This window comes from Microbulbifer variabilis (genome assembly GCF_052468405.1).
This window is the reverse complement of the sequence record NZ_CP174343.1, coordinates 4,134,069-4,157,725: the sequence shown is the minus strand read 5'-3', so window position 1 is coordinate 4,157,725 and position 23,657 is coordinate 4,134,069. Positions and strand designations below refer to the sequence as shown.

Annotated in this window: 23 protein-coding genes; 7 read left to right on the top strand and 16 right to left on the bottom strand. The window is 53.4% G+C overall.

Annotation, left to right across the window (positions count from 1 at the left end):
• Positions 1 to 9 precede the first annotated feature (9 nt).
• From phoR to ACJJJB_RS18850, 4 genes are all read right to left on the bottom strand, one after another.
• A complete protein-coding gene (gene phoR / locus ACJJJB_RS18865; protein ID WP_445365306.1) occupies positions 10 to 1,335 on the bottom strand; it encodes a phosphate regulon sensor histidine kinase PhoR in 1,326 nt (441 codons plus the stop codon).
• Positions 1,336 to 1,471: 136 nt separating this feature from the next.
• On the bottom strand, positions 1,472 to 2,176 hold the full coding sequence (phoB, locus tag ACJJJB_RS18860) for a phosphate regulon transcriptional regulator PhoB (RefSeq protein WP_020413955.1): 705 nt from the start codon (positions 2,174 to 2,176) through the stop codon (positions 1,472 to 1,474).
• Positions 2,177 to 2,285: 109 nt separating this feature from the next.
• Positions 2,286 to 3,128 (bottom strand): 4-hydroxybenzoate octaprenyltransferase, encoded by an 843-nt coding sequence (gene ubiA / locus ACJJJB_RS18855; protein ID WP_444946943.1) that lies wholly within the window; start codon positions 3,126 to 3,128, stop codon positions 2,286 to 2,288.
• Between the two features lie 57 nt (positions 3,129 to 3,185).
• Positions 3,186 to 3,800 (bottom strand): chorismate--pyruvate lyase family protein, encoded by a 615-nt coding sequence (locus ACJJJB_RS18850; RefSeq protein ID WP_020413957.1) that lies wholly within the window; start codon positions 3,798 to 3,800, stop codon positions 3,186 to 3,188.
• Between the two features lie 126 nt (positions 3,801 to 3,926).
• Between ACJJJB_RS18850 and ACJJJB_RS18845 the strand changes: the two genes are divergently transcribed.
• Positions 3,927 to 5,246, top strand: coding sequence for a dicarboxylate/amino acid:cation symporter (locus ACJJJB_RS18845; protein ID WP_020413958.1), 1,320 nt, complete (start codon positions 3,927 to 3,929; stop codon positions 5,244 to 5,246).
• An 11-nt stretch (positions 5,247 to 5,257) separates the two neighbouring features.
• Here the strand turns inward: ACJJJB_RS18845 and recG are convergent, their stop codons facing one another.
• Both recG and ACJJJB_RS18835 read right to left on the bottom strand, forming a co-directional pair.
• Positions 5,258 to 7,360, bottom strand: a complete 2,103-nt coding sequence (gene recG / locus ACJJJB_RS18840) for an ATP-dependent DNA helicase RecG (protein WP_445365305.1) — start codon at positions 7,358 to 7,360, stop codon at positions 5,258 to 5,260.
• A complete protein-coding gene (locus tag ACJJJB_RS18835; RefSeq protein ID WP_353375870.1) occupies positions 7,339 to 8,259 on the bottom strand; it encodes a hydrogen peroxide-inducible genes activator in 921 nt (306 codons plus the stop codon). The genes recG and ACJJJB_RS18835 overlap by 22 nt, the downstream gene beginning before the upstream one ends.
• Before the next feature lie 201 nt (positions 8,260 to 8,460).
• Between ACJJJB_RS18835 and ACJJJB_RS18830 the strand changes: the two genes are divergently transcribed.
• Both ACJJJB_RS18830 and ACJJJB_RS18825 read left to right on the top strand, forming a co-directional pair.
• Positions 8,461 to 8,721: a GlsB/YeaQ/YmgE family stress response membrane protein gene (locus ACJJJB_RS18830; RefSeq protein WP_020413961.1), complete on the top strand. Its 261-nt coding sequence runs from the start codon at positions 8,461 to 8,463 to the stop codon at positions 8,719 to 8,721.
• 232 nt (positions 8,722 to 8,953) lie between these two features.
• Positions 8,954 to 9,838, top strand: coding sequence for an NAD-dependent epimerase/dehydratase family protein (locus ACJJJB_RS18825; protein WP_444902443.1), 885 nt, complete (start codon positions 8,954 to 8,956; stop codon positions 9,836 to 9,838).
• 46 nt (positions 9,839 to 9,884) lie between these two features.
• Here ACJJJB_RS18825 and ACJJJB_RS18820 read toward each other — a convergent pair whose 3' ends face one another.
• The 6 genes from ACJJJB_RS18820 to ACJJJB_RS18795 all read right to left on the bottom strand — a co-directional run bounded on the left by ACJJJB_RS18820 (position 9,885) and on the right by ACJJJB_RS18795 (position 15,773).
• Positions 9,885 to 10,268 (bottom strand): RidA family protein, encoded by a 384-nt coding sequence (locus ACJJJB_RS18820; protein ID WP_020413963.1) that lies wholly within the window; start codon positions 10,266 to 10,268, stop codon positions 9,885 to 9,887.
• Between the two features lie 133 nt (positions 10,269 to 10,401).
• Entirely contained in the window at positions 10,402 to 12,519 is a 2,118-nt protein-coding gene (gene spoT, locus ACJJJB_RS18815) for a bifunctional GTP diphosphokinase/guanosine-3',5'-bis pyrophosphate 3'-pyrophosphohydrolase (protein ID WP_020413964.1), read from the bottom strand.
• 54 nt (positions 12,520 to 12,573) lie between these two features.
• Positions 12,574 to 12,837 carry a DNA-directed RNA polymerase subunit omega gene (gene rpoZ, locus ACJJJB_RS18810; protein ID WP_020413965.1) on the bottom strand — a complete coding sequence of 88 codons (264 nt, stop codon included), beginning with the start codon at positions 12,835 to 12,837 and terminating at the stop codon, positions 12,574 to 12,576.
• Between the two features lie 101 nt (positions 12,838 to 12,938).
• The gene (gmk, locus tag ACJJJB_RS18805; RefSeq protein ID WP_353375872.1) at positions 12,939 to 13,559 is read right to left on the bottom strand and encodes a guanylate kinase; all 621 of its coding nucleotides are present in this window, start codon (positions 13,557 to 13,559) and stop codon (positions 12,939 to 12,941) included.
• Between the two features lie 230 nt (positions 13,560 to 13,789).
• Positions 13,790 to 15,034 (bottom strand): sterol desaturase family protein, encoded by a 1,245-nt coding sequence (locus tag ACJJJB_RS18800; RefSeq protein ID WP_020413967.1) that lies wholly within the window; start codon positions 15,032 to 15,034, stop codon positions 13,790 to 13,792.
• 142 nt (positions 15,035 to 15,176) lie between these two features.
• Positions 15,177 to 15,773: a TetR/AcrR family transcriptional regulator gene (locus tag ACJJJB_RS18795; protein ID WP_353375874.1), complete on the bottom strand. Its 597-nt coding sequence runs from the start codon at positions 15,771 to 15,773 to the stop codon at positions 15,177 to 15,179.
• Positions 15,774 to 15,930: 157 nt separating this feature from the next.
• On the opposite strand from ACJJJB_RS18795, the gene ACJJJB_RS18790 reads away from it, so the two are divergent.
• Positions 15,931 to 16,473, top strand: coding sequence for a carboxymuconolactone decarboxylase family protein (locus ACJJJB_RS18790; RefSeq protein ID WP_020413969.1), 543 nt, complete (start codon positions 15,931 to 15,933; stop codon positions 16,471 to 16,473).
• A gap of 83 nt (positions 16,474 to 16,556) precedes the next feature.
• Here ACJJJB_RS18790 and ACJJJB_RS18785 read toward each other — a convergent pair whose 3' ends face one another.
• The 3 genes from ACJJJB_RS18785 to ACJJJB_RS18775 form a co-directional block, all read right to left on the bottom strand.
• Positions 16,557 to 18,281, bottom strand: coding sequence for a S8 family peptidase (locus tag ACJJJB_RS18785; protein ID WP_445365304.1), 1,725 nt, complete (start codon positions 18,279 to 18,281; stop codon positions 16,557 to 16,559).
• Positions 18,282 to 18,991: 710 nt separating this feature from the next.
• A complete protein-coding gene (locus ACJJJB_RS18780; RefSeq protein WP_026305159.1) occupies positions 18,992 to 19,546 on the bottom strand; it encodes a rhomboid family intramembrane serine protease in 555 nt (184 codons plus the stop codon).
• A 101-nt stretch (positions 19,547 to 19,647) separates the two neighbouring features.
• The gene (locus ACJJJB_RS18775) at positions 19,648 to 20,535 is read right to left on the bottom strand and encodes a YicC/YloC family endoribonuclease (protein ID WP_020413972.1); all 888 of its coding nucleotides are present in this window, start codon (positions 20,533 to 20,535) and stop codon (positions 19,648 to 19,650) included.
• A 110-nt stretch (positions 20,536 to 20,645) separates the two neighbouring features.
• Here ACJJJB_RS18775 and rph point away from each other — a divergent pair, with 110 nt between their 5' ends.
• On the top strand, positions 20,646 to 21,365 hold the full coding sequence (gene rph, locus ACJJJB_RS18770; protein ID WP_282952086.1) for a ribonuclease PH: 720 nt from the start codon (positions 20,646 to 20,648) through the stop codon (positions 21,363 to 21,365).
• 85 nt (positions 21,366 to 21,450) lie between these two features.
• Here the strand turns inward: rph and ACJJJB_RS18765 are convergent, their stop codons facing one another.
• Positions 21,451 to 22,218, bottom strand: a complete 768-nt coding sequence (locus ACJJJB_RS18765) for an exodeoxyribonuclease III (protein WP_282952087.1) — start codon at positions 22,216 to 22,218, stop codon at positions 21,451 to 21,453.
• A gap of 114 nt (positions 22,219 to 22,332) precedes the next feature.
• Here ACJJJB_RS18765 and pyrE point away from each other — a divergent pair, with 114 nt between their 5' ends.
• Positions 22,333 to 22,986 (top strand): orotate phosphoribosyltransferase, encoded by a 654-nt coding sequence (gene pyrE / locus ACJJJB_RS18760; protein ID WP_020413975.1) that lies wholly within the window; start codon positions 22,333 to 22,335, stop codon positions 22,984 to 22,986.
• 46 nt (positions 22,987 to 23,032) lie between these two features.
• The gene (locus ACJJJB_RS18755) at positions 23,033 to 23,638 is read left to right on the top strand and encodes a hypothetical protein (RefSeq protein ID WP_020413976.1); all 606 of its coding nucleotides are present in this window, start codon (positions 23,033 to 23,035) and stop codon (positions 23,636 to 23,638) included.
• Positions 23,639 to 23,657 lie beyond the last annotated feature (19 nt).

Genomic DNA, 23,657 nt, shown 5'->3' with positions numbered 1-23,657 from the left:
GGGCGGTGTTTAAGCGCCCACTGTCACCTTAGGACCTTGCTCTACTTTGCTAACCACTTTTTTGACAGGGAAGTGCAAAGTGAAAGTGCTGCCTTGTGTGGGAGTACTTTCAACACTCATTTCACCGCCGTGGCGTATCAGAACGTGCTTCACGATAGCCAGTCCCAGGCCTGTGCCGCCGCTGTCTCGCGAGCGACCGGGGTCGACCCGATAAAAGCGTTCAGTAAGGCGCGGGATATGTAAAGGGTCAATACCTATGCCTCGGTCCTCCACACTGAAGTGACCGCCCCGGTTGTCCTGCCACCAGCGAAGCTTGATGGCCCCTTCATCAGGGCTGTACTTCACCGCATTCAGCACCAAGTTGGCAAAGGCGCTGTGTAGCTCGCTAGCATCACCGCGAATGCAGCTGGGGATTTCGTTTTCCACCTCTATCTGGTGGCGACCACCACTAAAGCTGCGTGCTTCCCGCGCTACTCGCTCCATCAGTTCTTGCACATCTATCAGCATGTCGCCGCCAGTGCGCTCAGAGGTCTCCAGGCGTGCCAGAAGCAACAGGTCGTTGACCAGTGTGGTCATGCGTGCGGCCTGCTCCTCCATCTGTGCCAGTGGACGCTGCCATGCGGGTGGTGCCATATCACTGCCTTGCAGGGTTTCCAGGTAGCCGGCAATGACTGTCAGTGGGGTGCGTAGTTCGTGGGAGACATTGGCAACAAAATCGCGGCGCATCTGCTCCAGGTTGTGCAAGCGGGTGATATCGCGAACGATAACCAGTGCCTCATCTTTTCCATAGCGGGTAACCTCCAGCTGCAGGTGCAGTGCTTCATTGCCTGGGGCGGGAAGGGTCAGAGGCTCGCGCGAGTCGGTATCCTCGCTGTGCATGTAGCTGACAAAGTTGGGGTCACGGACAAAATTGACCAGGGATTGTCCGCTGTCACTGGCCTGCAGGCCGAGTAGCTCACCGGCAGCGGGATTCCACCAAGCCAAATGGTCGCCATTCTCGAGAGCAACTATGCCCTCACGCAGAGCGCTGGTACTGTCCTGTACCCGCCGCAACATAGCGTGCAGCTTTTGTTTCTCGCGGCGATGACGGCGTTGCATACGATAGAAGTCATCGTAGATTTCGCCCCAGATACCGAAAGAGGTGGGAGCGGGTCCGCGCCGGCCATTGGCCAGCCAGCGGTTGAAGCGCTGTTGTTGCCACAATACAGATAGAAGGTAGGCGGCCAGGCCCGCAATTAGGGCGAGCGACCAGTTGCCTGAGGTGAAACCGAGAATGGTGCAGCCCAGAGCGATAATTACAAAACGCGAAAACTCGCCAATACTGCGATCCAACATAGCGTTGCCGTGTTACCTGACGGACGCGAAAGGGCTCTGCCTGGCAGCCCTTCACGGTCAATACATCTTGGAAACCCATAGTTCTGAAGTGTGACCATTGGTTCCCGTGGAAGTCAGTGCCGATCTGTGGGGATTGTCACACTTTTTCGACAGTTTGCACAGAAAATCGATAGCCTGTTCCGCGTACTGTCTGGATATATCGGTCATGACCATCCACTGTCAGGGCTTTGCGCAGGCGACGGATATGCACGTCCACAGTGCGCTCTTCCACATATACGTTGCCGCCCCAGACATGGTCCAGCAATTGGGTACGTGTGTAGGCTCGCTCTTGGTGCGATAGGAAAAAGGTCAGCAGGCGAAATTCGGTGGGGCCCATATCTACAGGCTGCCCCTTGATAGTCACCCTGTGACTGAGAGGGTCCAGCACCAGGTTGCCGGCACTCAATGGGTCTTCCGGTGTGGCCGGGCCTGCGCGCCGCAACACAGCCTTGAGGCGTGCAACCAGTTCGCGGGGGGAGAAGGGCTTAGTGATATAGTCGTCGGCGCCTGTCTCTAACCCCTTGATTTTATTATCTTCTTCGCCTTTTGCCGTGAGCATGATGATGGGCACTGAAGCGGTCAGTTCATCGCGCTTGAGGCGCCTGGCCAGCTCGACACCGGAGACATCCGGCAGCATCCAGTCGAGCAGGATCAGGTCCGGCTTTTCATCGATAATCAGGGCGTGGGCCTCCTGGGCGTTCTCGGCTTCGAGGCAGCGGTAATCTGCCATCTCCAGCGCTATCCGCAGCATGTCGCGTACTGCGGCCTCGTCATCGACAATCAGAATCGTTTTACTGTGCATTTGCCTGCCATTCCCGCTCAGCTTCCAGGTTTTCCCGGTTATGGCTGGGGATTAAACGAGATTAATATGACAAATATATGACGGCTGCTGTCCGGTTCCCAGTCAGCAGTTAATTAAACAGATAATGCAGAAAAATTCCGGTAAATAACGCCAACCCTACCCAATTGTTGTTGAGAAACGCACGAAAACAGGCTTCTCTCCCCCGTTCGCGAACCAGCCATTGCTGGTAGGCAAACAATGAGGCCACAACGATAAGGGAAACGTAGTAAATGCCCCCGAGGCTAAAGCGTTGGCCGATGAGCAGCAGTGCCATCAATACCAGTAGCTGCAGGGCGGCAGTCATGACTTTGTCCATCTCTCCAAAAAGGATTGCTGTGGATTTAACCCCAATCTTCAGATCGTCATCCCGGTCCACCATGGCGTAGAAAGTGTCGTAACACAGGGTCCACAGCAAGTTGGCAACATAGAGGAGCCAGACTTGTGGTGGGACTTTGCCAGTTACTGCGGCGAAGGCCATGGGAATGCCCATGCTGAAGGCAGCACCCAGTACCACTTGGGGCAGATGGGTGTGACGCTTGGCAAAGGGATAGCAGAAAGCTAGTGCCAGAGCGGGTAAGGAAAGAAGAATAGTCAGTTGGTTGGTTGTCAGTACCAGCGCGAAGGCCAACAGGCTGAGTCCGGCAAAAAGTCCAAGTGCTTCTTTTGGAGTGATACTGCCAGTAGCCAGGGGGCGCTCAGCAGTGCGCTTTACTTTGCCGTCGATCTCACGATCAGCAAAATCGTTTACTGCACAACCGGCTGCGCGCATCAGGATCACTCCAAGTGTGAATACGGAGAACAGGTGCAGTCCCGGCCAGCCATCCGCAGCCAGCCATAGTGCTGCCCAAGTGGGCCATAACAGCAACAGAGAGCCGATGGGTTTATCCATGCGAGCCAGCTGCCAGTAGGGCATGATTGCGGGCCAGCGGGTGGCAATCTGTTGGCTGATCACGGTGGACTCTCCCAGTATCTAGTTAGTGACTGCGGCGGCTAAAGGTGAGGTCTCTGGCTGGAAACTTGAGAGAAATGTCTCTGCTACCAGCAGGGGCTTGTCCCGAAGCCAGAAAGTAGAGCGGCGACCCCAGGCGTTCTTATTCTCATTGCACAAGGTCTCCAGCTGGAAGTTCGGATTTCGCTGCAGGCGATTAAATTGAATATCACCACGGCGGATACCTGGCTCGCTGAAAAGTAACTCTCCTAATGGGCGGTCGTCCAGGCTGCGCAAATTGCGGGACTTGCCTTGTAGGCTGCGCATCGGCAATACGCTGCGGGCGTATACCCAGGGCTGGCCGCAGCCATACAGTAAAACCTCCCGCACCAGGGCGCGACTGTGCGCACGCAGTTTTAGTGCGCGACACTCCTCAGCAAGGGGTGTTTGCCAGCCCTGGAAGAGGACCTGTACACGAAAATCCTCGCCGCTCTGCTGCTTCAAAGCCGCCGTCAGCGAGCCCGAATATTCCAGCCAGGGCAACAGTGACTCGGGAGGCTCTGGGAGTGTTGGCTCTAGGGGCTGCCCACGCCAATCGCCGGTGGGTACAAATGGGGATTGGTGCAACGATAACTCCGCAGTCTGGAAAAATGGCATTGTACCTCGCCTGTTGGCGGCTGGCCTCACCCTGTTGCATTTTTGCTCCCTGAGTCGCCAGTGGATATAGTGCCCTCTTTGACGAAAACAACGAATCTATAACGAATCCATAAAGAGAAGCTTGTTATGGGGCTTACGACCAAAATTCTTGTGGGGATGATTGCGGGCATTCTTCTGGGGTGCCTGTTCAATTTCCTGAATATGAGCCAGCTGCTCGGCGAGGGTGTTACCAGCGCCATTAACCTTTACCTGACCGAGGGTCTTTTTGACATCATCGGCCGTATATTTATTGCCTCACTGAAGCTGATGGTGGTGCCGCTGGTGCTGGTTTCCCTGATTAGTGGTGCCTGTGCATTATCGGAAGGCAGCCGAATTGGCCCATTGGCGGGTAAAACTGTTCTGCTCTATATGCTGACCACAGCCATCGCTATTACTCTGGCCCTTTGTTTGGCACTGATATTCCAGCCTGGGGTCGGTGTGAGTGAAACCGCGGCAGAGGCCACCGCGGCTTATCAGCCAAAGGAATCCCCACCCCTTTCCGAAGTGCTGGTAAATATTTTCCCCACTAACCCTGTAGCCGCAATGGCTGAAGGTAATATGCTGCAGATTATTGTGTTCGCCCTGCTGATGGGCTATGCGATTTCCCGCTGTGGCGAGCCGGGCCAGCGCATCGCTGCTTTCTTTAATGATATGAATGCTGTCGTATTGCGCATGGTGGGTGTGCTGATGGTGTTTGCCCCCTATGGAGTTTTTGCCCTTTTGGCAAAAACTTTTGCTGACTTGGGGTTTGGAGGGCTCTTGCAGTTAGGCAAGTACTTCCTGGTTGTACTAGGTGCCCTGCTGCTACATGCCTTGGGGACTTACTCGCTGCTTTTGAAGATGTTGAGTGGCCTCAATCCGTTGGAGTTACTCAAGAAAATGTGGTCCACCATGGTCTTCGCTTTCAGTACTGCCTCCTCCGCAGCCACTATTCCTGTGACCCTATCTACAGTGGAGAAACGCCTGGGCGTAGATAACAAGGTTGCCGCTTTCACTATTCCCTTGGGTGCCACTATCAATATGGACGGCACTGCGATTATGCAGGGGGTGGCTACGGTCTTTATTGCCCAGTTCTTCGGTGTGGAGATTGGCCTGACCGGTTATCTTACAGTGATTCTTACTGCCACCCTGGCCTCTATTGGCACTGCCGGTGTACCCGGTGTGGGTCTGATTATGCTCGGTATGGTGCTGCAGCAGGTGGGTCTGCCGCTAGAAGGCATTGCTATTGTGATCGGTGTCGATCGTCTGCTGGATATGGTGCGTACTGCGGTGAATATTACCGGTGATGCGGTGGTAAGTAGTGTGGTGGCGAAGAGCGAAGGGGCTCTCGATGAAGAGACTTACTACGATGCCAACTACAAGAGTGTAAGCATCAACGATAATCAAAATACTGTTGGCGCCCACTGAGGCGCCTTTCATCAAGCCTCGGCAAAACGGGGCTTGTTTTGCAGCCAGCGTTTTATCAGCTGGCATCGCATTTCCTGATTTAGCGTTGGGGATGCAGCGATCCTCTGCACCTGGGGTAACAGTTCTGCATCTCTCTGCAAATCGGCGATGCGGTGCTGGATTTCACCGGTCTGGCGTGTGCCGAGAATCTCCCCGGGGCCACGCAGTCGCAGGTCTTCCTCCGCAATAGCAAAGCCATCGCTATGTTGACGCAGTGCCTGTAGGCGTGCACGCCCATTTTGCGATAAAGGAGTACCGTAGAGCAGCACACAATGACTGGCGATGGAGCCGCGTCCCACGCGACCGCGCAGCTGGTGCAGCTGGGCCAGACCGAGCCGCTCAGGGTTTTCGATAATCATAAGGCTGGCATTGGGCACATCCACCCCCACCTCAATCACAGTGGTCGCTACCAGCAGGTCCACTTCACCCGCCTTAAAAGCGCTCATCACCTGCTCTTTTTGCTCTGGCTTGAGACGACCGTGCACCAGGGCCACGCGTACGCCATCCAGCGTTTCCGCCAGCTCCTGTGCAGTGGACTCTGCTGCCTGAGCTTGCAGGCTCTCGGACTCTTCAATCAGGGTGCAGACCCAGTAGGCCTGACGGCCTTCGGCAATGGCGCTGTGCACGCGCTCCATTACCTGGTCTCGGCGATCATTGGAAATAGCTACCGTGTTTATGGGTTGCCGCCCCGGCGGCAATTCATCAATGACGGAACAATCCAAGTCGGCAAAGGCCGACATAGCCAAGGTGCGAGGAATTGGAGTCGCAGTCATGATCAATTGGTGCGGTTGCAGCCGGCCAGTGGCACCGCTGGCTGCGCCCTTTTCACGAAGCTCCAAGCGCTGGCGTACGCCGAAGCGGTGCTGCTCATCGATAATAACCAGAACCAGGTTGTGGAAAACCACTTCCGCTTGGAAAAGTGCATGAGTTCCCACCACCAGTTGGGCATCACCACTGGCTACTTTAGCCAGCTGCTCGCGTCGCTCAGCGGCTTTCAGGCTGCCGGTGAGCTGGGCAACTTGTACGCCGAGAGGGTCGAGCCAGTTGCAGAAGTTAATCCTGTGCTGTTCCGCGAGGATTTCAGTGGGTGCCATTACGGCCACCTGGGCGCCGACGCCTATGCCCTTTAGTGCTGCCATGGCCGCCACCAGAGTCTTGCCTGCACCGACATCCCCCTGCAGCAGGCGCATCATAGGGGCGTCCCGGGCGAGATCCTCGGCGATTTCCCCGCATACCCGCTGCTGTGCGCCGGTGAGTGAAAATGGTAAACGCGAGAGAAAATCCCTCTCCAGGGACTCATTTACAGATAGCGGCGGAGCTGCAACTCTGGTGCTATTACGCCGCAGCTCCAACAGGCTTAAGTGATGAGCGAGTAATTCCTCCAACGCCAAGCGTTGCTGTGCAGGGTGTATACCAGCGCCGAGCTGCTCCAGCTGGGTACCAGCAGGAGGTGAATGCAGGTAAATCAGGGCATCCCTCAAAGGGTAACGCAGTGCCTTGGGTAATAACTCTGTGGGGAGTAACTCGGTGACGGCCCCACTTCTCAAGAGCATCACGGCTTGCTGCATCAGCCCGCGCATGCGTCCCTGGCTAACACCCTCGGTCAATGGATAAACCGGGGTGAGGGTTTCTTCTGTGGCAGAATTCTCGCTGCCAACAACCTCGGTTTCCGGGTGGTAGAGTTCTAGCCCAGCAGCGCCGCGACGGGCCTCGCCGAAGCAGCGCAGGCGTACGCCGCGGGCAAAGCGGTTTTTCTGTGCTGCAGAAAAATGGAAAAAGCGCAGGGTGATACTGCCACTCATATCCTGCAATTTCACAACCAGGCTGCGCCGCCGGCCGAAGACGATATCAGCTGCTGTTACCTCACCTTCGATGACTGCATCCATACCAGCGGTGAGCCCCGCAACCGGCACTATGCGGGTGCGGTCCTGATAGCGCAGTGGCAGGTGGAACAGTAGGTCCTGCAAGGAGTAAATATGCAGTTTGGCCAGCACCTGGGCAAACTTATCCCCTACCCCCTTGAGAGCGGTAATAGGTTGTTCTGAGAGGCTGGTTAGGGTTCGATCAGGTGACACTGGCTGATAGCCTCTCGCAGGATATCAATGGCGCGGTGGCGTGGGAAGCTGGCGCGCCAGGCCAGGGCGACGGTGCGACGAGGCCCCGGTGCAACAAATGGGCGGGTCTCCAGCAGGCCGCTCGCATATTGTGAAGCTGTAGCTGCAGACAGGGGCAGTACCGTGATGCCCAGCCCCGAAGCCACCATATGGCGCAAGGTTTCCAATGAGCTTCCATCGGCGGCGGTGCGGATGCCGCCACCGTTATCTTTTTCCATGGTCAACTGGAGGTGTGGGCAGGCCTCTAGTACCTGATCGCGGAAACAGTGTCCCTCACCTAGTAAAAGTACATTGTCATCAGTCAATTGTTCCGGGTCGATAGTCTCAAACTGGGTGAGAGGGTGACCGGATGGCATCAGCACCACAAAAGGTTCATCGTAGAGGGGCTGTGTCACGACATCAGGCTCGGTAAACGGCAGCGCGATAATAATTGCGTCGAGTTCGCCTTTGCGTAAACGCTGGCGCAGAGTGGCAGTATACCCCTCCTCCACATACAGAGGCATATCTGGGGCCAGGTGTTGCAACTGGGGAATGAAGTGTGGGAACAAGTAGGGGCCAATGGTAAAGATTGCTCCGACAGAGAGAGGGCTGGAAAGCTGGTCCTTACCGGCGCTGGCGATATCTTTGATTGCCGCAGACTGTTCGAGCACAAGTTGGGCCTGGGCGACAATTCGCTCTCCTAGTGGTGTCGCCTGTACCCGGGTCTTGGAGCGCTCAAACAGCGCAACACCCAATTCCTTTTCCAGTTTTTTCACTGCAATGGACAGGGTCGGCTGGCTCACGAAACAGCGCTCGGCGGCACGGCCGAAATGCTGTTCCTGGGCGAGGGTGACTATATAACGCAATTCATTGAGGGTCATGGTAAAGACAATTAAATGGTCTCAGGTGATAGCTATTATTCATAAATAATAGCTGCTCGCCAATACTGTGTCTCACCCTGCCCCTAGCCTTCTGCCTGGAGACTGAAAGTTGGAAAAATTTACCAATTGTGGACGTCGATAGGGGATTGAGGCGCAAAATTTTGCTATATCTTATGGGGGCATACCGAACGGAGAAACGTCATGGGAGTTCTATCCTGGATCATTCTCGGACTTATTGCCGGCGCATTGGCCAAGTGGATCATGCCAGGCAAAGACCCTGGAGGCTGGATAGTGACTATGGTCATCGGCATTATCGGTGCGTTTATCGGAGGCTGGCTCGGTGCCTTAATTGGTTTCGGCGGACCCGTGACCGGTTTCGGATTTGGCGACATAATAACAGCGACCATTGGTGCGATAATCTTTCTCGCTGTATACCGTTTACTCAAGCGGCGCGGTAACTAGTTCAAAACCAGAGCGGCAGTTTGATTTGTGGGGCATAAGCTGCCCCGCTTCGGTATCCATGGATGGTGGTATCGCAATCGTTTGCGGGTTAATTTTGGAGGACCCGGAGTGATCGGGTGAGAAGGATCTGTGTTGCAGAGGATCTTATGTTTCTCCAACAGGACTCAACAGCATAAAAATTAAGGGAATATGACGGTTGGTGCGGCACTTGGCACCCTCCGCCGAGAACTATATGACACAACAAGAAAAGCTTTGGATCCTTGGGTGTGGTGACCTTGGGGCGCGCCTCGCGCTGAATATCGACCGGAAGAAATACAGCGTTTTCGGAATGCGTCGTAACCCACTGGTGGCTTTGGCGAGTAAGCGCCGCGCCGATGTTGTTAACTGGCGCAGGGGAGATGCGACAAAGGCCGGTGACATTGAGCGCCTGCTGGCAGATGGTGCCGATATCATACTCGCCACATTTACCCCCGACGAACACACACCTAATGGATACCAGCGTGCTTATGTAGAGACTGCTCGGGCTCTCGCCGAGGCGATCCCGCACCTGCCTAAACCTCCGCGCCTGGTGCTTTGGGTATCTTCCACCCGTGTTTACGGTCAGAGCGGCGATGATTTTATCGATGAACAGACTCCCCCTGTCCCCAGTGGTTTTCAGGGAGAGGCTCTGCTGGCTGCGGAGGATATCATCCGCTCGGCGATGCCCGGCACTTGCATAGTGCGTTTTGCCGGTATCTATGGGCCGGGCCGTGACCGCCTGCTTTCCCAGGTACGTGCCGGACGCTGTGCCCCTCCGCAACCTCCACAGTACAGCAATCGCATTCATGTGGATGACTGCATTGGCTTTTTATTGCATCTAATTGAGAGACATAAACAGGGCTGGTCCCCAGAAAACTTATATATTGGTGCCGATAGCAAGCCGGTGCCCATGTATGAGTTGCAGCAGTGGCTGGTGAAGGCGATGGGCTATACCAGTGCCCATTTGCGCGAGATAGTGCAAACCAGTGAGCGTCGATCTAAGAAGCTCAGTAATCAGCGAATGCTGGCCAGCGGCTACGAGCTGAAGTATCCGGATTATAAAGTGGGCTATAGCGCCCTTCTTGAAGCGGAAGGGTAGAGATGAGCCGGGCGATTGGCCCGGCTTTATTTTGCATTGTAGAAAATCAGGGCACCATTACGCCTTCGGCTTCAAACTGGGCCCCCAGTGGGAGCTCTTTGACGACTACAGTGGCCCGTGCTGGATAAGGCTCCTGGAAAAATTCAGCCATGATTTCATTGACCGCAGCAAAATTACCGCTGTCGGTGATGAACAAGTTCAGCTTCACAATATGATTGAGTGAGCCATCTGCCGCTTCACACACGGCACTCAGGTTGCGAAATACCTGGCGTGCTTCATCGGCGAAGCTGCCTGAAACCATCTGCTGATTTTTTGGGTCCAGCCCTATCTGCCCGGATAGGTAAACCGTGTTGTTAACCTTTACCGCTTGTGAATAGGTACCAGCTGCAGCCGGAGCCTTGTCAGTTTTGATAATTGCGCGGTTGGGCATGCGGGGCACTCCATTACTTATTGGTATTTACGGAAAGCGGCTAAATATAACGTGCTTTGATGGCAAATGTCAGCGTTACTGACAGCCATAATTGCATTGCTAAGTAGCAGTAAATAATGAGCTGATAAGCGCCTTAGGGGCGGGAGATACGGATTACTGATGGCAGGTTGCGCAGTCGTTTCATCACCCTTGCCAGATGCACCCGCCCACTCACTTCCAGCGTCAGGGAGATCACGCTATTGTGCGCATCTTTTTCATCCACATTGATTTGTTCAATGCTGGCCCCCTCCTCGGTAATGCGGGTGGCTAGACGCGCAATAATACCTCGCTCCGATTCAACCTCCACGCGAACATCACCGAGGAATTCTCCAGTTACGTCGGGAGACCAGTTCACCAGCATCAGGTTTTCTGGGTGTTCACGGAACTCACTGGTGTTGCGGCAGGTATCGCGGTGTACCACAACGCCTTTTCCGGAGCTGATATGACCCAGGATGGTATCCCCGGGAATCGGGCGACAGCAGCGTGCAAAACTGATCATCATGCCCTCCTGGGCATCGATCGTCAGTGGTGAAGAAATATTGCCGGTTTCCGCCTCTTCACTGTGGGCTGGTGCCAGTAGCTTTGCGGCGGAGAAGGCGACCTTATTGCCCAGGCCTATCTCTTCGAGCAACTTGTCCAGTGTCGCGCACTTGGCTTCCTGTAGGCCCCTTTCCAATTGTTCCGGAGTGAGTTCCTCCAGGCGCGTGTCGAATTTTCCCAGAGCCTTTTCCAGCAGGCGTCGTCCCAGGGCAATAGAGTCGTGGTGACGCTGGTGCTTTAGGAAGTGCCGAATTGCACTGCGCGCCTTGGCAGTGACGACAAAATTGAGCCAGTTGGGATTTGGTTGGGCACTTTTACGGGTGAGGATTTCCACTCTCTGACCACTTTCGAGGGGTTGCGATAGCGGTGCCAGGCGCTGATTAATACGCACCGCTACACAGGAGTTGCCGATATCCGTATGCACCGAGTAGGCGAAATCCACGGCAGTGGCACCGGCTGGCAGGTCGACAATCTGACCTTTGGGGGTGAATACGTACACCTCATCGGGGAACAGATCGATTTTAACGTTTTCAATAAACTCCAACGAGTCACCAGCGCGTTGCTGCATTTCCAGCAGGCCCTGTACCCAGCGGCGCGCGCGCACTTGGCTGGTGCCGCCGGTATTAATCACTTCATCGCCGGAAGCTTTGTACAACCAGTGGGCAGCAATGCCACTATTGGCCATCTCATCCATTTCCTTGGTACGAACCTGTACCTCGATTGGTACCCCATGCATGCCGAGCAAAACGGTGTGCAGTGATTGGTAGCCATTGGATTTGGGGATGGCGACGTAGTCTTTAAATTCGGAAATGACCGGCTTATACAGGCTGTGCATCACACCTAAAACCCGGTAACAGGTATCCACGCTGTCCACGATAATGCGGAAGGCGTAGACATCCATGATTTCCTTAAATGACTTCTTCTTGGCGCGCATCTTCTGATAGATGCTGTATAGATGTTTCTCGCGGCCAATGACCAGAGAGCTGATCCCCTCTCGCTGCAGGCGCAACTCGATAGCATTCTGGATTTGTTCTAACAGCTCCTTGCGATTGCCGCGCGCGGCTACAAGGGCGGCGCGTAACCGGCTGGCGCGCAGTGGATAGATTGCGAAGAAGGCGCGGTCCTCAAACTCGATACGCACATCATTCATGCCCAGGCGATGGGCGATAGGGGCGTAGATTTCGAGGGTCTCCCGGGCGATGCGTGCGCGTTTTTGCGGTTTTAGCGCGCCCAGCGTACGCATGTTATGCAGTCGGTCAGCGAGTTTGACCAGGATTACGCGGATATCACGCGCCATGGCCAGGGCCATCTTCTGGAAGTTCTCTGCCTGCTTTTCTGCCGCACTGTCAGTTTCAAACTGGGTCAGTTTGGAGACGCCGTCGACAATATCGGCCACCTCGCTGCCAAACTGCTCAGCCAGAGCTGCCTTTGGAATCCCGGTATCCTCAATCACGTCGTGCAGCATGGCCGCGGCCAGGCTCTCGTGATCCATATGCATGCCCGCAAGGATGGTAGCCACCGCCAGTGGGTGAGTTACATAGGGCTCGCCGGAGCGACGCTGCTGGCCGTCGTGGGCCTGCTCCGCATAGAAGTAGGCGCGACGGACTATCTGGATCTGATCGGGGGGCAGGTATGAAGAGAGGCGGTGGGCCAGACTATCGATGGTGTGCAATGCCGCGCGCGCCTCTCGTATAACTCATAGACTTCCAGTTCGAACAGGCCAGGGTCAGATTTCCTGGTCTGATAGGTAGGCCGGGGCCACCATGGGGGCCGGGGCTTCTTCGCGATCCGGCTGGTCGAGGATGCTGGCATCTACCAGGCCTTCCTCGATCTCCCGCAGGGCGATTACTGTGGGTTTATCATTCTCTTCTGGAACCATGGGATCCTGGCCGCCAGTAGCAATCTGGCGGGCGCGCTTGCTGCCCACGATAACGAGTTCGAAGCGGTTGTCGACGTGCTCGAGGCAATCTTCAACTGTGATACGTGCCATAAACTTTCGGTTCCATTCACTGTGCCCATAAGGGCAAATTCTGTTCGGGAGGACCGGTTATTTTACCGGACCGCGGAGTGTACGCAATTCGATCAATCGGCTCAATGGCGCAGCAATGCCTTTAATAGCTCGCCATGGCGCAGCTGTTGTTGCCCGAGGCGCTGGCGCTGGGCTGTGATAATGCAACTTAGCTCCATCAGGGCCTGGTCGAAATTATCGTTAATCACCAGGTAATCTGCTTCGACATAATGTGTCATCTCATCGATGGCCAGGTCCATGCGCCGTTCTATAACAGCCTGGTCATCCTGGCCGCGCCCGGTGAGGCGCTGGCGCAATGCCTCCTGAGAGGGAGGCAGAATAAATATGCCCACCGTATCTGGAAGCAGACGCCGTACCTGGGCGGCCCCCTGCCAGTCGATCTCCAGGATCACATCGCGGCCACTGTTGAGAACTTCTTCAATACTGCCTTTGGCTGTGCCGTAGTAGTTGTCTCCATATACCTGGGCGTGCTCGAGGAAGGCATTTTCTTCGAGCATTGCCAGAAACTCTTTGCGCTCGATAAAGTGGTAGTCGACACCGTTGACCTCACCGGGGCGCATGGCACGGGTGGTATGGGAAATGGAGACGGTGACTTGGGTGTCGTTGTCCACCAGCGCCTTTACCAGACTGGTCTTCCCCGCACCCGAGGGTGCAGATACGGTATAGAGAGTTCCTGTAGGCACAACTGATCCTATTCGAAGGCAAAGCGTGCATTATAACCGAAGCGGTTAGATTCGCGCTGTCTCAAACGGCGGGGTATGCATGGGAGGCTAAACCCCGGCCGGAGTTGGGGGTATGTGTTGGGAGTTCCAGAAGTGCGCTACAGACTGCACCCCTGAGACCGGCCGGGATCGCCCAGCAGGAGTTTGCTCAATCACCACCAACATCATGCGACTGAGGTTGCCCCTTGTTGCTAATCGCTAACGACAGCGACTTTATCCTCTTTGTCAGTGATTGCCAACCACCACCACATCAGCGCGCTGACAGAAATATAGGCCATAAAAAGTGGGACAAATTGGGTATTTAGCAACGGTAATAGTGCAACCAGGAGCGCCAAGCGCAGGGGTTCCAGATATTTCACCCAGTGGTGGCCATCGAGAATGCGGCCGTTGATAACCAGGCTGAAAACCAGCAGGGCAACTACCGAGATTAGATAGGCAAAGTTCAGCGATTCGTAATACCAGAGTAAGGCCAGGGTTGCGGCGGAGTAACATAGGTGCTGGGCCAGTGCATACACACGGCGGGCATGGCGAATAGGTGGGTCGTAGCGCTGAAAATGTGCCAGGTTGGTAGAGGGTACAGGCATAGCCGCCTCTGCGTCGGCGGGCCTGTAACCGGTGCGGCGGAACCAGAGGGTGAGCTTGTCCCACCAGCTCTTTGTATACCAGGCGTCCTTAGCCATGCGTTTCAGGTGCTGAAGGTTAGCTGCAAGAGGGTCGAAGGTGTTAAGCGCTTTGCGCACACCGTAAATACAGGGCTCATGCTCAAGCTCCTCTTGATAAGTGCCAAACAGCCGGTCCCACAGAATCAGGATGCCGCCGTAGTTTTTATCCACATAGACCTTGTTTTGCGCATGGTGCACACGATGATTGGAGGGGGTTATAAACAGCCATTCCATCCAGCGGACTTTGGGAATCTTTTGCGTGTGTACCCAGAACTGATAAATCAGATCCAGTGCACCGGCAACGATCACCATTTCCGCCGGCAAGCCGATAAGCAATAGTGGTAGATAGAAAACCCAATCCAATTGCAGCCCGCCACTGGACTGGCGTAGGGCGGTACTCAGGTTGTAGTCCTCACTTTGATGATGCACCAGATGTTCGGCCCAAAACACATTGATTTCATGGCAGATGCGATGCTTCCAGTAATAACAGAAATCGTAGGCGATTACGGCGATCAGCAGGTGCCAGCCGTTACTGATGGACCAGTCGAAACCCATTGCTTGGTAGTAAGGTTGTAGTAGTTGGAACAGAGGGATATAGATAATCAGGAAAAGGCTTTTATAAGTCAGTCCCAGGATTCTGCTAAGGATGCCGGTGCTGAGATTGCCCAGGGTGTCGTTAAGGCGGTAGACCCCCCAACCTCTCCAGCGGTCCAGGGCAAGCTCTGCCAGAATGGCGAACAGGAAAAAGGGGATAGCGTAGGTAATCAGACTCACGGCGACCTCTTATAGTTATTGCTCGATACCGTCTTACCTGACTTTGCCATAGGGGCTGTGCAGGGCAAATGTCCGCAGGAGCTGGATTCCGAAATCCGTCAGCGTTAGTTTGAGAAGGTTAGCTTCCAAGCACAGAATCTCCCTAGTTGGACGTCTGCGCCGGGGCTGGGTCAAATAGCTTCCCTATCATCTGCTCTACTGCCGCGCGGTCCGAGGTGGCACGGAGGAAAGTGCGCAGCCCGATCATTTGAACCTGTAGCTGGCGGGCGAGTAGCTCTGAATTTGTATCCTGGGGCAGCTCTCCAGCGCTTACCGCCTCCTCCACATAGAGGCGAAACTTTTCACCATGTGCAGCCAGCAAGGAGCGGGCCTCGTCCAATAGCGTCTCCTCCCCTTCATCCAGCTCAGAGATGGCTTTGGCCAATAAGCAGAGCTCGTTTGGGGCATCAACGTCATCACCAAGCAGTATGTAGCGGAAATAGGCGCGCAAGCCGCCCAGAGTGCTTGTCTCTTCTGCCATACAGCGATGGAGTAATTCATCGCGGTTTTGCGCGTAATAGGCGAGAACTTCTTTGAAAAGACCAGATTTACTGCCAAAAGCTGCATAAATACTGCCAGGTCGAAGATTGGTGGCCTGCTGCAGGTCACGGGTCGATGTGGCGTGAAATCCATTCTGCCAGAAAAGCCTAGTCGCCTTCTGTAGTACTTCCCGACGATTGAATTTCGCGGTGTTCGCCATGCAGCCTCCAATTGAGCAATTGCTCAAATTTTACCCTTTCAAGGGGTGTACGCCAATTACCATTTAATATTGAACAGTCGCTCAATATTGGGTAGTCTGAGCCTCACTTGATCGATCGCTCAAGTATTTAACCCAAACAATGAAGGTAGGTTCAGCGATGAAAGAGTTTCAAATTTACGACCTTGAAAGCGCACCAGAAGACAGCAAACCCCTCCTACAGAAATCTCTCAAGGCATTTGGGTATATTCCTAACTTGCATGGGGTTATGGCGGAGTCTCCCCAGGCCCTTGCTGCTTACCAGGATTTACACCAGTATTTTCTGAATACTTCATTTACAGCTGAGGAAATGACAGTGGTGTGGCAAACCATCAATGTGGAGCACAACTGCCACTACTGTGTGCCGGCACACAGTGCCATTGCCAAGGCGATGAAGGTGGCAGACGAAGTAAATGAGGCTCTTAGAAATAAGACATCCCTGCCAACTGAAAAGCTAGAAGTACTCAGGGATACCACCCTGGCGATTGTCCGTGAGCGCGGTGTGATTTCAGATGAGGTATTGGAGCGCTTTTATGCGGCTGGTTACAATCGACAGAGCCTGCTCGAGATAATTGCCGGAGTTGCGCAGAAAGTGATGAGCAATTACATCAATCATTTTGCTGATACACCGGTGGATACTCAATTTGCTGCATTTGCTCGCTAGCTAAAACTGAATAGTTTGAGAGCAGAAAAGAAAAGGCCGGTAAATACCGGCCTTTTCCAATAATGGTAAATTTAACTTGCCGCTTAGGGCACGGCTTCCGCCTCCAGGGTTGCACCAGTATAGGACCTGTAGCCGTATACGGTGATATCCCAGGTACCAGACTGCGGATTATTGATGGTGCAGCTTTCGTTATTGCTCGACTCTCTAGAGGTGCATGCCCATTGTGAGGCATTGCTGTGTCCCACGTACAGGTCTGCATCACCCTCGCCACCGTACATTTGTACGTTCAGGGAAGAGGTGCCAGCCGCCACTTCGATAGTGAAGTCCTGCCGACTGCGCCAGCTGCCGGAGAGGTTGGTCTCTGTCCAGCTCACTCCATCGCCATTTCCGTTGCCACCGCCATCATCGCCGCTGGCCATGGCTACAGCTGCCGCCGCATCGACAATACCGGTACCACAGCTGCTGCATGAGGACGGGAAGCTACGGGCAGTGCTGGTTAGGATTGATTCCACCTCGTCCGGGCTCAGGTTCGGGTTGACTGAGTAGAGCAGCGCGGCAGCACCGGCAACGTGAGGCGCGGCCATGCTGGTGCCTTGGCTGTAGAAATAGCTATCACTGCTTGGGTTTGTTGCACCGCTGTTGTGTGTGGACAGAATACCATTCGGGTCGTTGAGGAAGCTCTGTGCTCCACCCGGTGCGGCAACATCCACTACATTGCCGTAGTTGGAGTAGTAAGAGCGCCCGCCGTTACGGTTAGTTGCTGCAACCGTAATAACTCCATTACAGCTTGCCGGGCTGAACTGGCTGGCATTGGTATTGTCATTACCAGCGGCAACTACAACGGTGGCGCCCAGGCTGCGGGCGGTATTGATAGCATTTTGGGTTGTAGTATCACAACTACCGCCGCCACCAAGACTCAGGTTGAGTACTTGGGCTGGATTAGCATTACTCGGCAGGCCACTGACGGAACCGCCTGCTCCCCAAATAATGCCGTCGGCAATATCAGAGGTATAACCACCACAGCGACCGAGTACACGAATCGGAACGACCTTGGCTTTATAGGCGACCCCGGCGATGCCCATATTGTTATTGGTGACCCCGGCAATAGTGCCGGCTACGTGAGTGCCGTGCCAGCTGCTGTCACTTTCTGAGGGGATACGTGGATCATCGCCACAGGCCTTATTGGTGTACCAGTCACCTGGATCAGTGGCATCGCTATCGCGGCCGTCTCCATCCACAGAGACAAAGGTATCAGAAATCATGTCATAGCCCGGCAGAATGTTGCCGACCAGATCGGGGTGTGGGCGATAACCGGTATCAAGTACGGCGACAACAGCTCCTTCACCCTGGGTTACATCCCAAGCTGAAGGCAGGTTCAGGCCGCCGGTGGTCTCAAAATAGTGCCATTGATTGAGATAGCTCGGGTCATTAGGTGTGGCCATAGCGCGCATAATACGGTCAGGCTCGGCATACTCCACATCCGGATCCTGCTTCAGGCGGCTGATAATGGCTTCCAGCTCAGCTTTATTTTTCCGCCCCTCAAGGCGCATTACTTGTGCACCGGTAGCCATACGGCGTAGGTGACGCATCTTGTGGCCGGCGCGGCGAGAAGCCTTTTCCACAGTCTCTTGGGCCATAGTGGCAGCCCGACCGACCTTGGCGTTATTTTTATATTTTACGATGATGCGATCGGTCAGCAGAGTGTTGTCCGCCTCTTCTGCATGGGCAGCGAAGGGTGCCGCGCACAGTATTGAAAGTGAGCTCGCTAAAGCTGTCTTTTGAAAAAGAGTTTTCAATGATGATTTCATTATTGTTATTTCTCCGAGATTCTATTTGTCCGGATGCCAGTCAGTGTTCTGGCAGGCCGGCCACTCCTGTGTCACCTCGTATTGGCAAAATAAATTTGCCAAACGGGTTAGCCAAAAAACTGCCAATCACGTGATCAATTAGTCAGTTTCACTAAAATTGGTACCAGAGTTTCAATCGGGCACAGGTATATAACGATATCGAAATCATTATCCTCAGTGAAAACCCAATAAAACTTGTGGCTTTTTGCGACAAATTTATAAGTTTTGAAAAAAAAGTCAGGTATTGAGAAATTGTCTATTGAGGAAGTGTGCTGCAGTTCTCATTGAAAATGAGAGCGAAGAGAATATAAAAATTGTTATGAAAAAAATTAATACAATTTTCTGCTAGACAGGAAGTATCGTTATGTTTTTCGAAGTGGTTTTTTTCTTTAGTTAGTTTGAATTCCTAGACCTTTCATCAGAGGCAAATTAGCCCTGGGATTCAACTAAGACGGTGATCCTATTTGATATCTTTAGGAATGAGACATTGCTCTCAGATTTTATTAATTCAGGGAAGGTTAAGTCTGTTTGGGCTCAGAAGGATGCTTTGAATGTTTGTGAAAGGTGCGCTTTAGTTATTTATATTTTATTTTGAAAGGCTTTTATTTCTATCTCGGGTTTGATGTGTATAACCACTCTGAAGACTAACAGTCTCACGTAGTTGATGTCGCTTACCGGGCTATATTATAGCTGGGAGTGTGCGCCCAAAGCCTCGCCGCCAATATGCCAAAGATGAAGCCAAATAGGTGTGACTCCCAGGAAATATAATTTCCTTTAGGCAGCAGGCCAATAATCATTCCCCCATAAAAAATCCCTATAAAGATGGACACAATTAATCGACTAAACTGCCTGCTGATAAATCCAGCCATTAGCAAAAAACCGAAATAACCATAGATTATCGAACTTGCCCCCAGGTGGTTTCCGTCTCTTGCAAATAGCCAAACGGTAAGCCCGGTAGTAACTAAAATAGCGATTGTTATTTTCAGGTAGGTTTTAACTCCATATTGTAATACCAAAAAGCTAAATACGCACAGAGTTACTATGTTTGATAAAAAGTGCCACACACTTCCATGTAGCAGTGGAGCGGAAAAAATATGAGGTAGATGGCTGAGAGACCTTGGGACTAGGCCGAAATGATTTAGTGATCGCCCCGTAATTATATTGATAATTTCAATAGTGGCTAATACAAAAAAAATTGCTCCAGCCCATTTAAAACTTTTACGCATAAATTTTAATTTTTAACGTGGGGAAGACTAAAAAGAATAGTTCTGTCGAAGGTGGGAAAATATAGAGCCTTCACTTTAGTTGTAAAAGCCCTATGGTTTTCCTACTCAATATTCTGTACTTGCTCACGCATCTGCTCGATTAATACTTTCAGTTCTACAGCTGCTTGAGTGGTGTCAGTCACAATGGACTTTGATGAAAGAGTGTTGGCTTCCCGGTTAAACTCCTGCATCAGGAAATCAAGGCGTCGGCCAATTGCGCCACCGCCGGCGAGCACGCGGCGGGTTTCTGCAGTATGGGCACTCAGACGGTCCAGCTCTTCATCAACATCGGCTTTTTGAGCCAGTAGCACTATCTCTTGCTCAAGACGCTCCTTATCCAGGTCCACAGAAAGCTCTTCCAGGCGGCTGCGTAGCTTTTCCCGTTGGGCTTCCAGTATTTGTGGGAGCAGTTCGCGAACATTAGCCACCTGCTCTTCAATTCCTTTGAGACGGGCTTCAATAAACTTTGCCAGCTCTGCGCCCTCGCGTTCGCGATTTGCGCGTAACTGCTGCAACGCCTCGTGAAATGCCTTCAGGATAGTTGCTGACTGCTGCTCGGTATCGGCTTCCGGCTCGCTGATCACTCCGGGCCACTGTAATAGCTGCAGAGGATTTAATGGCTGTATCTCTTCACCTGCAGCCACTTGTTTGGCGGCCTGAATTAATGCCTGTGCTAGGGGCTGGTTTATTTCGAGGCCGCTACTCTCCACACCGTTAGGTTTGATGGTCAGGGTGAGTTCAAGCTTTCCGCGGGACAGGGTTTTGCGTAGAGTGTCACGTAACTGGGCCTCTAAAGGACGTCCAACCTCTGGCAGACGAAAATGGGGCTCTAGGTAGCGATGATTAACCGAGCGCAGTTCCCAGATAGTGGTCCCTGTAGCGTAAGTGCCTTCGGCGCGGCCGAAAGCAGTCATGCTCCGCACTTTGTTTTGTTCCCGGTTATTGGCCATTGCTGATCCCCTGCAGGCGTATTTATCGGCCCGGCATCATAGCACAGCGTTCGGACAGGCATGCTGGGGTATATAATGCTGGGCTTTCATATAATTTTCTGAGGTGAGCTATGCAGCGTCCCAGCGGCCGCGCAGCGGCGCAATTGCGCCAGATTCAAATAACCCGTAACTACACCCGTCACGCTGAGGGCTCTGTTTTGGTAGAGTTCGGCGATACAAAAGTTTTGTGTAACGCATCGGTGTCGAGTGAAGTGCCGCGGTTTTTGCGTGGTCAAGGTAGTGGTTGGATTACCGCTGAGTATGGGATGCTGCCGCGTTCCACCGACTCGCGTATGCCGCGCGAAGCGGCCAAGGGCAAGCAGAGTGGCCGCACTGTTGAGATCCAGCGCTTGATAGGCCGCTCTTTACGCGCAGCGGTAGATTTGGAAAAGCTAGGTGAAAACCAGATCACCTTGGATTGCGATGTTATTCAGGCCGATGGCGGTACGCGAACGGCCGCTATTACTGGCGCCTGTGTGGCCTTGGTGGACGCCCTGCGCTATATGCAGCGAGAAAAAATCCTTACCGAGGATCCATTGCTCAACTTGGTCGCTGCGGTTTCTGTTGGTATCTATGATGGCGAGGCAGTACTCGACCTGGATTACCCGGAGGATAGTGCGGCTGATACCGATATGAATCTGGTGATGGCAGCAGATGGTGGCATGATTGAAGTTCAGGGTACAGCAGAGGGCAAGCCTTTCACTGAGAAGCAGTTCGCACAGCTGCTGGGGCTTGGCAAGGCAGGTATTGATGAACTGATTGCACTCCAACAGGAGGCGCTAAATCAGTAGCAACCGGTAACTGATGGCGAGTCCTGTATGTCGCCAACAAGTAAGCTGATCTATGAAGCCTGGACGAATCCAGGCTTCATAGCATTCACACTTCAATGTCGTAATCCATCATCACTGGAAGGTGACTGGAAAATTTAACGTTCTTGTTGATAGCCCCATATTCGATACGGTTTTTCAAGCCATGCGACACGATTTGCATGTCGGTGCGCCAGCCATCGCCCTCGCCCACGGCGCCGCTCGGCCACCAGGTAAATTCATCGGTGTCTTTGACTACGCGGCGGAAGGCATCGACATAGCCAATCTCATTGAACAGTTGGTCCAGCCAGCGCTGCTCGTGGCGCATAAACCCGGGGCTATCCTGGTGATCTTGCCAGTTCTGCACATCGGCCCGGCGGTGGGCCATGCCCCAGTTGCCACAGAAAATAAAATCGCGGCGTTTGCGGCTGATCTTATGCAAATGCGCCTGCATATCGTCGAAGAACTGGACCTTTTTCTCCAGTGATGCTTCATCCGTAGCCACTGGAGCAAGCAGGGAACCAACACTCAGGCGTTCGAAGTCTGCTTGCAAATAACGTCCGTACATATCTTCGCCATTGGCAAAGCCCATTCCAAAAATAATCGCCTTGGGCTGGTTGCGCGTATAGATCGCCACACCGTTTTCATGGGGTGTGCCCGAGTCGAAAAAATAGCTGTAATAGCCGTCGGGGTGAAATATGGGGTGGTCAAGCTCTGGCTCCAGGGAGCGCAGGTCCTGAAGGCAGATAATGTCTGCGTCCTGCTCAGCCAACCAATCGTAGAGACCGCGTTGTGCGGCCTGATGAATGCCGTCTACAGACAAGCTCACTATTCGCATTATTAGCCCCTTACCAGCGGACTGTGTATCATTAGAAACATTATTTGCATGCCTATCCCCGGGATTGCTTCGGGGAGGTCTCCCTTCACCTTAGCCAATAGTTAACAATTTTCCATGCAGCAATATCAGCGCGATTTTATCCAATTGGCCCTGGATCATCAGGTGTTGTGTTTTGGCGACTTCACCTTGAAATCAGGCCGTCAGAGCCCCTACTTCTTCAATGCCGGCCGATTCCACACCGGTGCCGCACTGGCAGCACTCGGACAGGCCTACGCCGAAGCGATTATCGCATCGGGAGTGGAGTTTGATGTCATTTTCGGACCGGCTTACAAGGGCATTCCGCTGGGTGCGGTGACTGCCGTGGCATTGGCCCAGAAAGGCATTGATAAACCTTTTTGCTACAACCGCAAAGAGGCCAAGGATCACGGCGAAGGCGGAACCTTAGTGGGTGCGCCGCTTAATGGCAAGGTTTTGATTATCGATGATGTGATTACTGCGGGCACCGCGGTGCGTGAAGTCATGCAGATTATCGAGTCTCATGGTGCTGAACCGGCGGGTGTAGTGATTGGTTTGAACCGTCAGGAAAAAGCCGGTGAGGATTGTGAATTCTCCGCTATTCAGAAAGTAGAGAGACAGTACAATATTCCAGTGATCAGCATTGTCCAGTTGGATAATGTGATCAGCTTTCTCGAGCAGGAATCGCAGGACGGCGAGACCCTGCAAAAAATTGTGGACTACCGGCAACGTTATGGGGTTTCAGGTCAATAAATAGGCCTTTTCCTGCAGCGGGCCGCACTGTTTAGTGAGAAGAGCGATGCCAATCGCCCCTATTGCACGTTTACTGGTTCCAGGCCTTTTACTGCTCTCCATCCTGGCAAATGCCGCAGGCGGAGCCAGGGGGCAGGTACTTTATCGCTACACTGATAATCAGGGCATTTTGGTGCTCAATGAGAGCGTGCCTCCTGAATATGTGGCTGGGGGCTATGAGATCCTCAGTCACTCCGGTCGAGTATTGGAGGTGGTGCCGCCGCAATTGAGCCCAGAGGAGTATGAGGTTCAACGTCAGCAGGAGGTTCAGAAAGAAGCTGATCGCAAACTGCTCAAGCGTTACAACAGTGTTGCCGATATTGAGAGTGCGCGTAAACGCAAGTTGGCAATTGTCGAGCAGGACATGGCGATTATGCGCTCGAATATCAATAGCCTCGGTCTACAGATAGCTCAGGAAGAAGCGAGCGCGGCACGTACCCAGCGCGGTGGTCGCGAGGTGGCCCCGGAACTGCTGCAGCGTATTGCCGACCTGCAAAAAGAGGTTTCAGTGTTGCGTGAGCGGCTCAGCCGGCGCGCTGATGAGGCCGTCTCTATCAATGATGAGTTTGATAAAGCTGCTGCGCGCTATGCTGAGCTTATGGCTAAACACTAAATGAAGCTGAATTCGCGAG

What these genes read in the sequence shown, in the direction of transcription:
- ACJJJB_RS18795 (WP_353375874.1), bottom strand. Translation starts at nt 15,773, where the DNA reads ATGGCGAACACCGCGAAATTCAATCGTCGGGAAGTACTACAGAAGGCG.
- ACJJJB_RS18845 (WP_020413958.1), top strand. Translation starts at nt 3,927, where the DNA reads ATGGGGCTTACGACCAAAATTCTTGTGGGGATGATTGCGGGCATTCTT.
- phoB (WP_020413955.1), bottom strand. Translation starts at nt 2,176, where the DNA reads ATGCACAGTAAAACGATTCTGATTGTCGATGACGAGGCCGCAGTACGC.
- ACJJJB_RS18825 (WP_444902443.1), top strand. Translation starts at nt 8,954, where the DNA reads ATGACACAACAAGAAAAGCTTTGGATCCTTGGGTGTGGTGACCTTGGG.
- ubiA (WP_444946943.1), bottom strand. Translation starts at nt 3,128, where the DNA reads ATGCCCTACTGGCAGCTGGCTCGCATGGATAAACCCATCGGCTCTCTG.
- ACJJJB_RS18850 (WP_020413957.1), bottom strand. Translation starts at nt 3,800, where the DNA reads ATGCCATTTTTCCAGACTGCGGAGTTATCGTTGCACCAATCCCCATTT.
- ACJJJB_RS18780 (WP_026305159.1), bottom strand. Translation starts at nt 19,546, where the DNA reads ATGCGTAAAAGTTTTAAATGGGCTGGAGCAATTTTTTTTGTATTAGCC.
- pyrE (WP_020413975.1), top strand. Translation starts at nt 22,333, where the DNA reads ATGCAGCAATATCAGCGCGATTTTATCCAATTGGCCCTGGATCATCAG.
- ACJJJB_RS18790 (WP_020413969.1), top strand. Translation starts at nt 15,931, where the DNA reads ATGAAAGAGTTTCAAATTTACGACCTTGAAAGCGCACCAGAAGACAGC.
- ACJJJB_RS18755 (WP_020413976.1), top strand. Translation starts at nt 23,033, where the DNA reads ATGCCAATCGCCCCTATTGCACGTTTACTGGTTCCAGGCCTTTTACTG.
- ACJJJB_RS18820 (WP_020413963.1), bottom strand. Translation starts at nt 10,268, where the DNA reads ATGCCCAACCGCGCAATTATCAAAACTGACAAGGCTCCGGCTGCAGCT.
- ACJJJB_RS18830 (WP_020413961.1), top strand. Translation starts at nt 8,461, where the DNA reads ATGGGAGTTCTATCCTGGATCATTCTCGGACTTATTGCCGGCGCATTG.
- phoR (WP_445365306.1), bottom strand. Translation starts at nt 1,335, where the DNA reads ATGTTGGATCGCAGTATTGGCGAGTTTTCGCGTTTTGTAATTATCGCT.
- ACJJJB_RS18775 (WP_020413972.1), bottom strand. Translation starts at nt 20,535, where the DNA reads ATGGCCAATAACCGGGAACAAAACAAAGTGCGGAGCATGACTGCTTTC.
- rph (WP_282952086.1), top strand. Translation starts at nt 20,646, where the DNA reads ATGCAGCGTCCCAGCGGCCGCGCAGCGGCGCAATTGCGCCAGATTCAA.
- ACJJJB_RS18765 (WP_282952087.1), bottom strand. Translation starts at nt 22,218, where the DNA reads ATGCGAATAGTGAGCTTGTCTGTAGACGGCATTCATCAGGCCGCACAA.
- rpoZ (WP_020413965.1), bottom strand. Translation starts at nt 12,837, where the DNA reads ATGGCACGTATCACAGTTGAAGATTGCCTCGAGCACGTCGACAACCGC.
- ACJJJB_RS18835 (WP_353375870.1), bottom strand. Translation starts at nt 8,259, where the DNA reads ATGACCCTCAATGAATTGCGTTATATAGTCACCCTCGCCCAGGAACAG.
- ACJJJB_RS18785 (WP_445365304.1), bottom strand. Translation starts at nt 18,281, where the DNA reads ATGAAATCATCATTGAAAACTCTTTTTCAAAAGACAGCTTTAGCGAGC.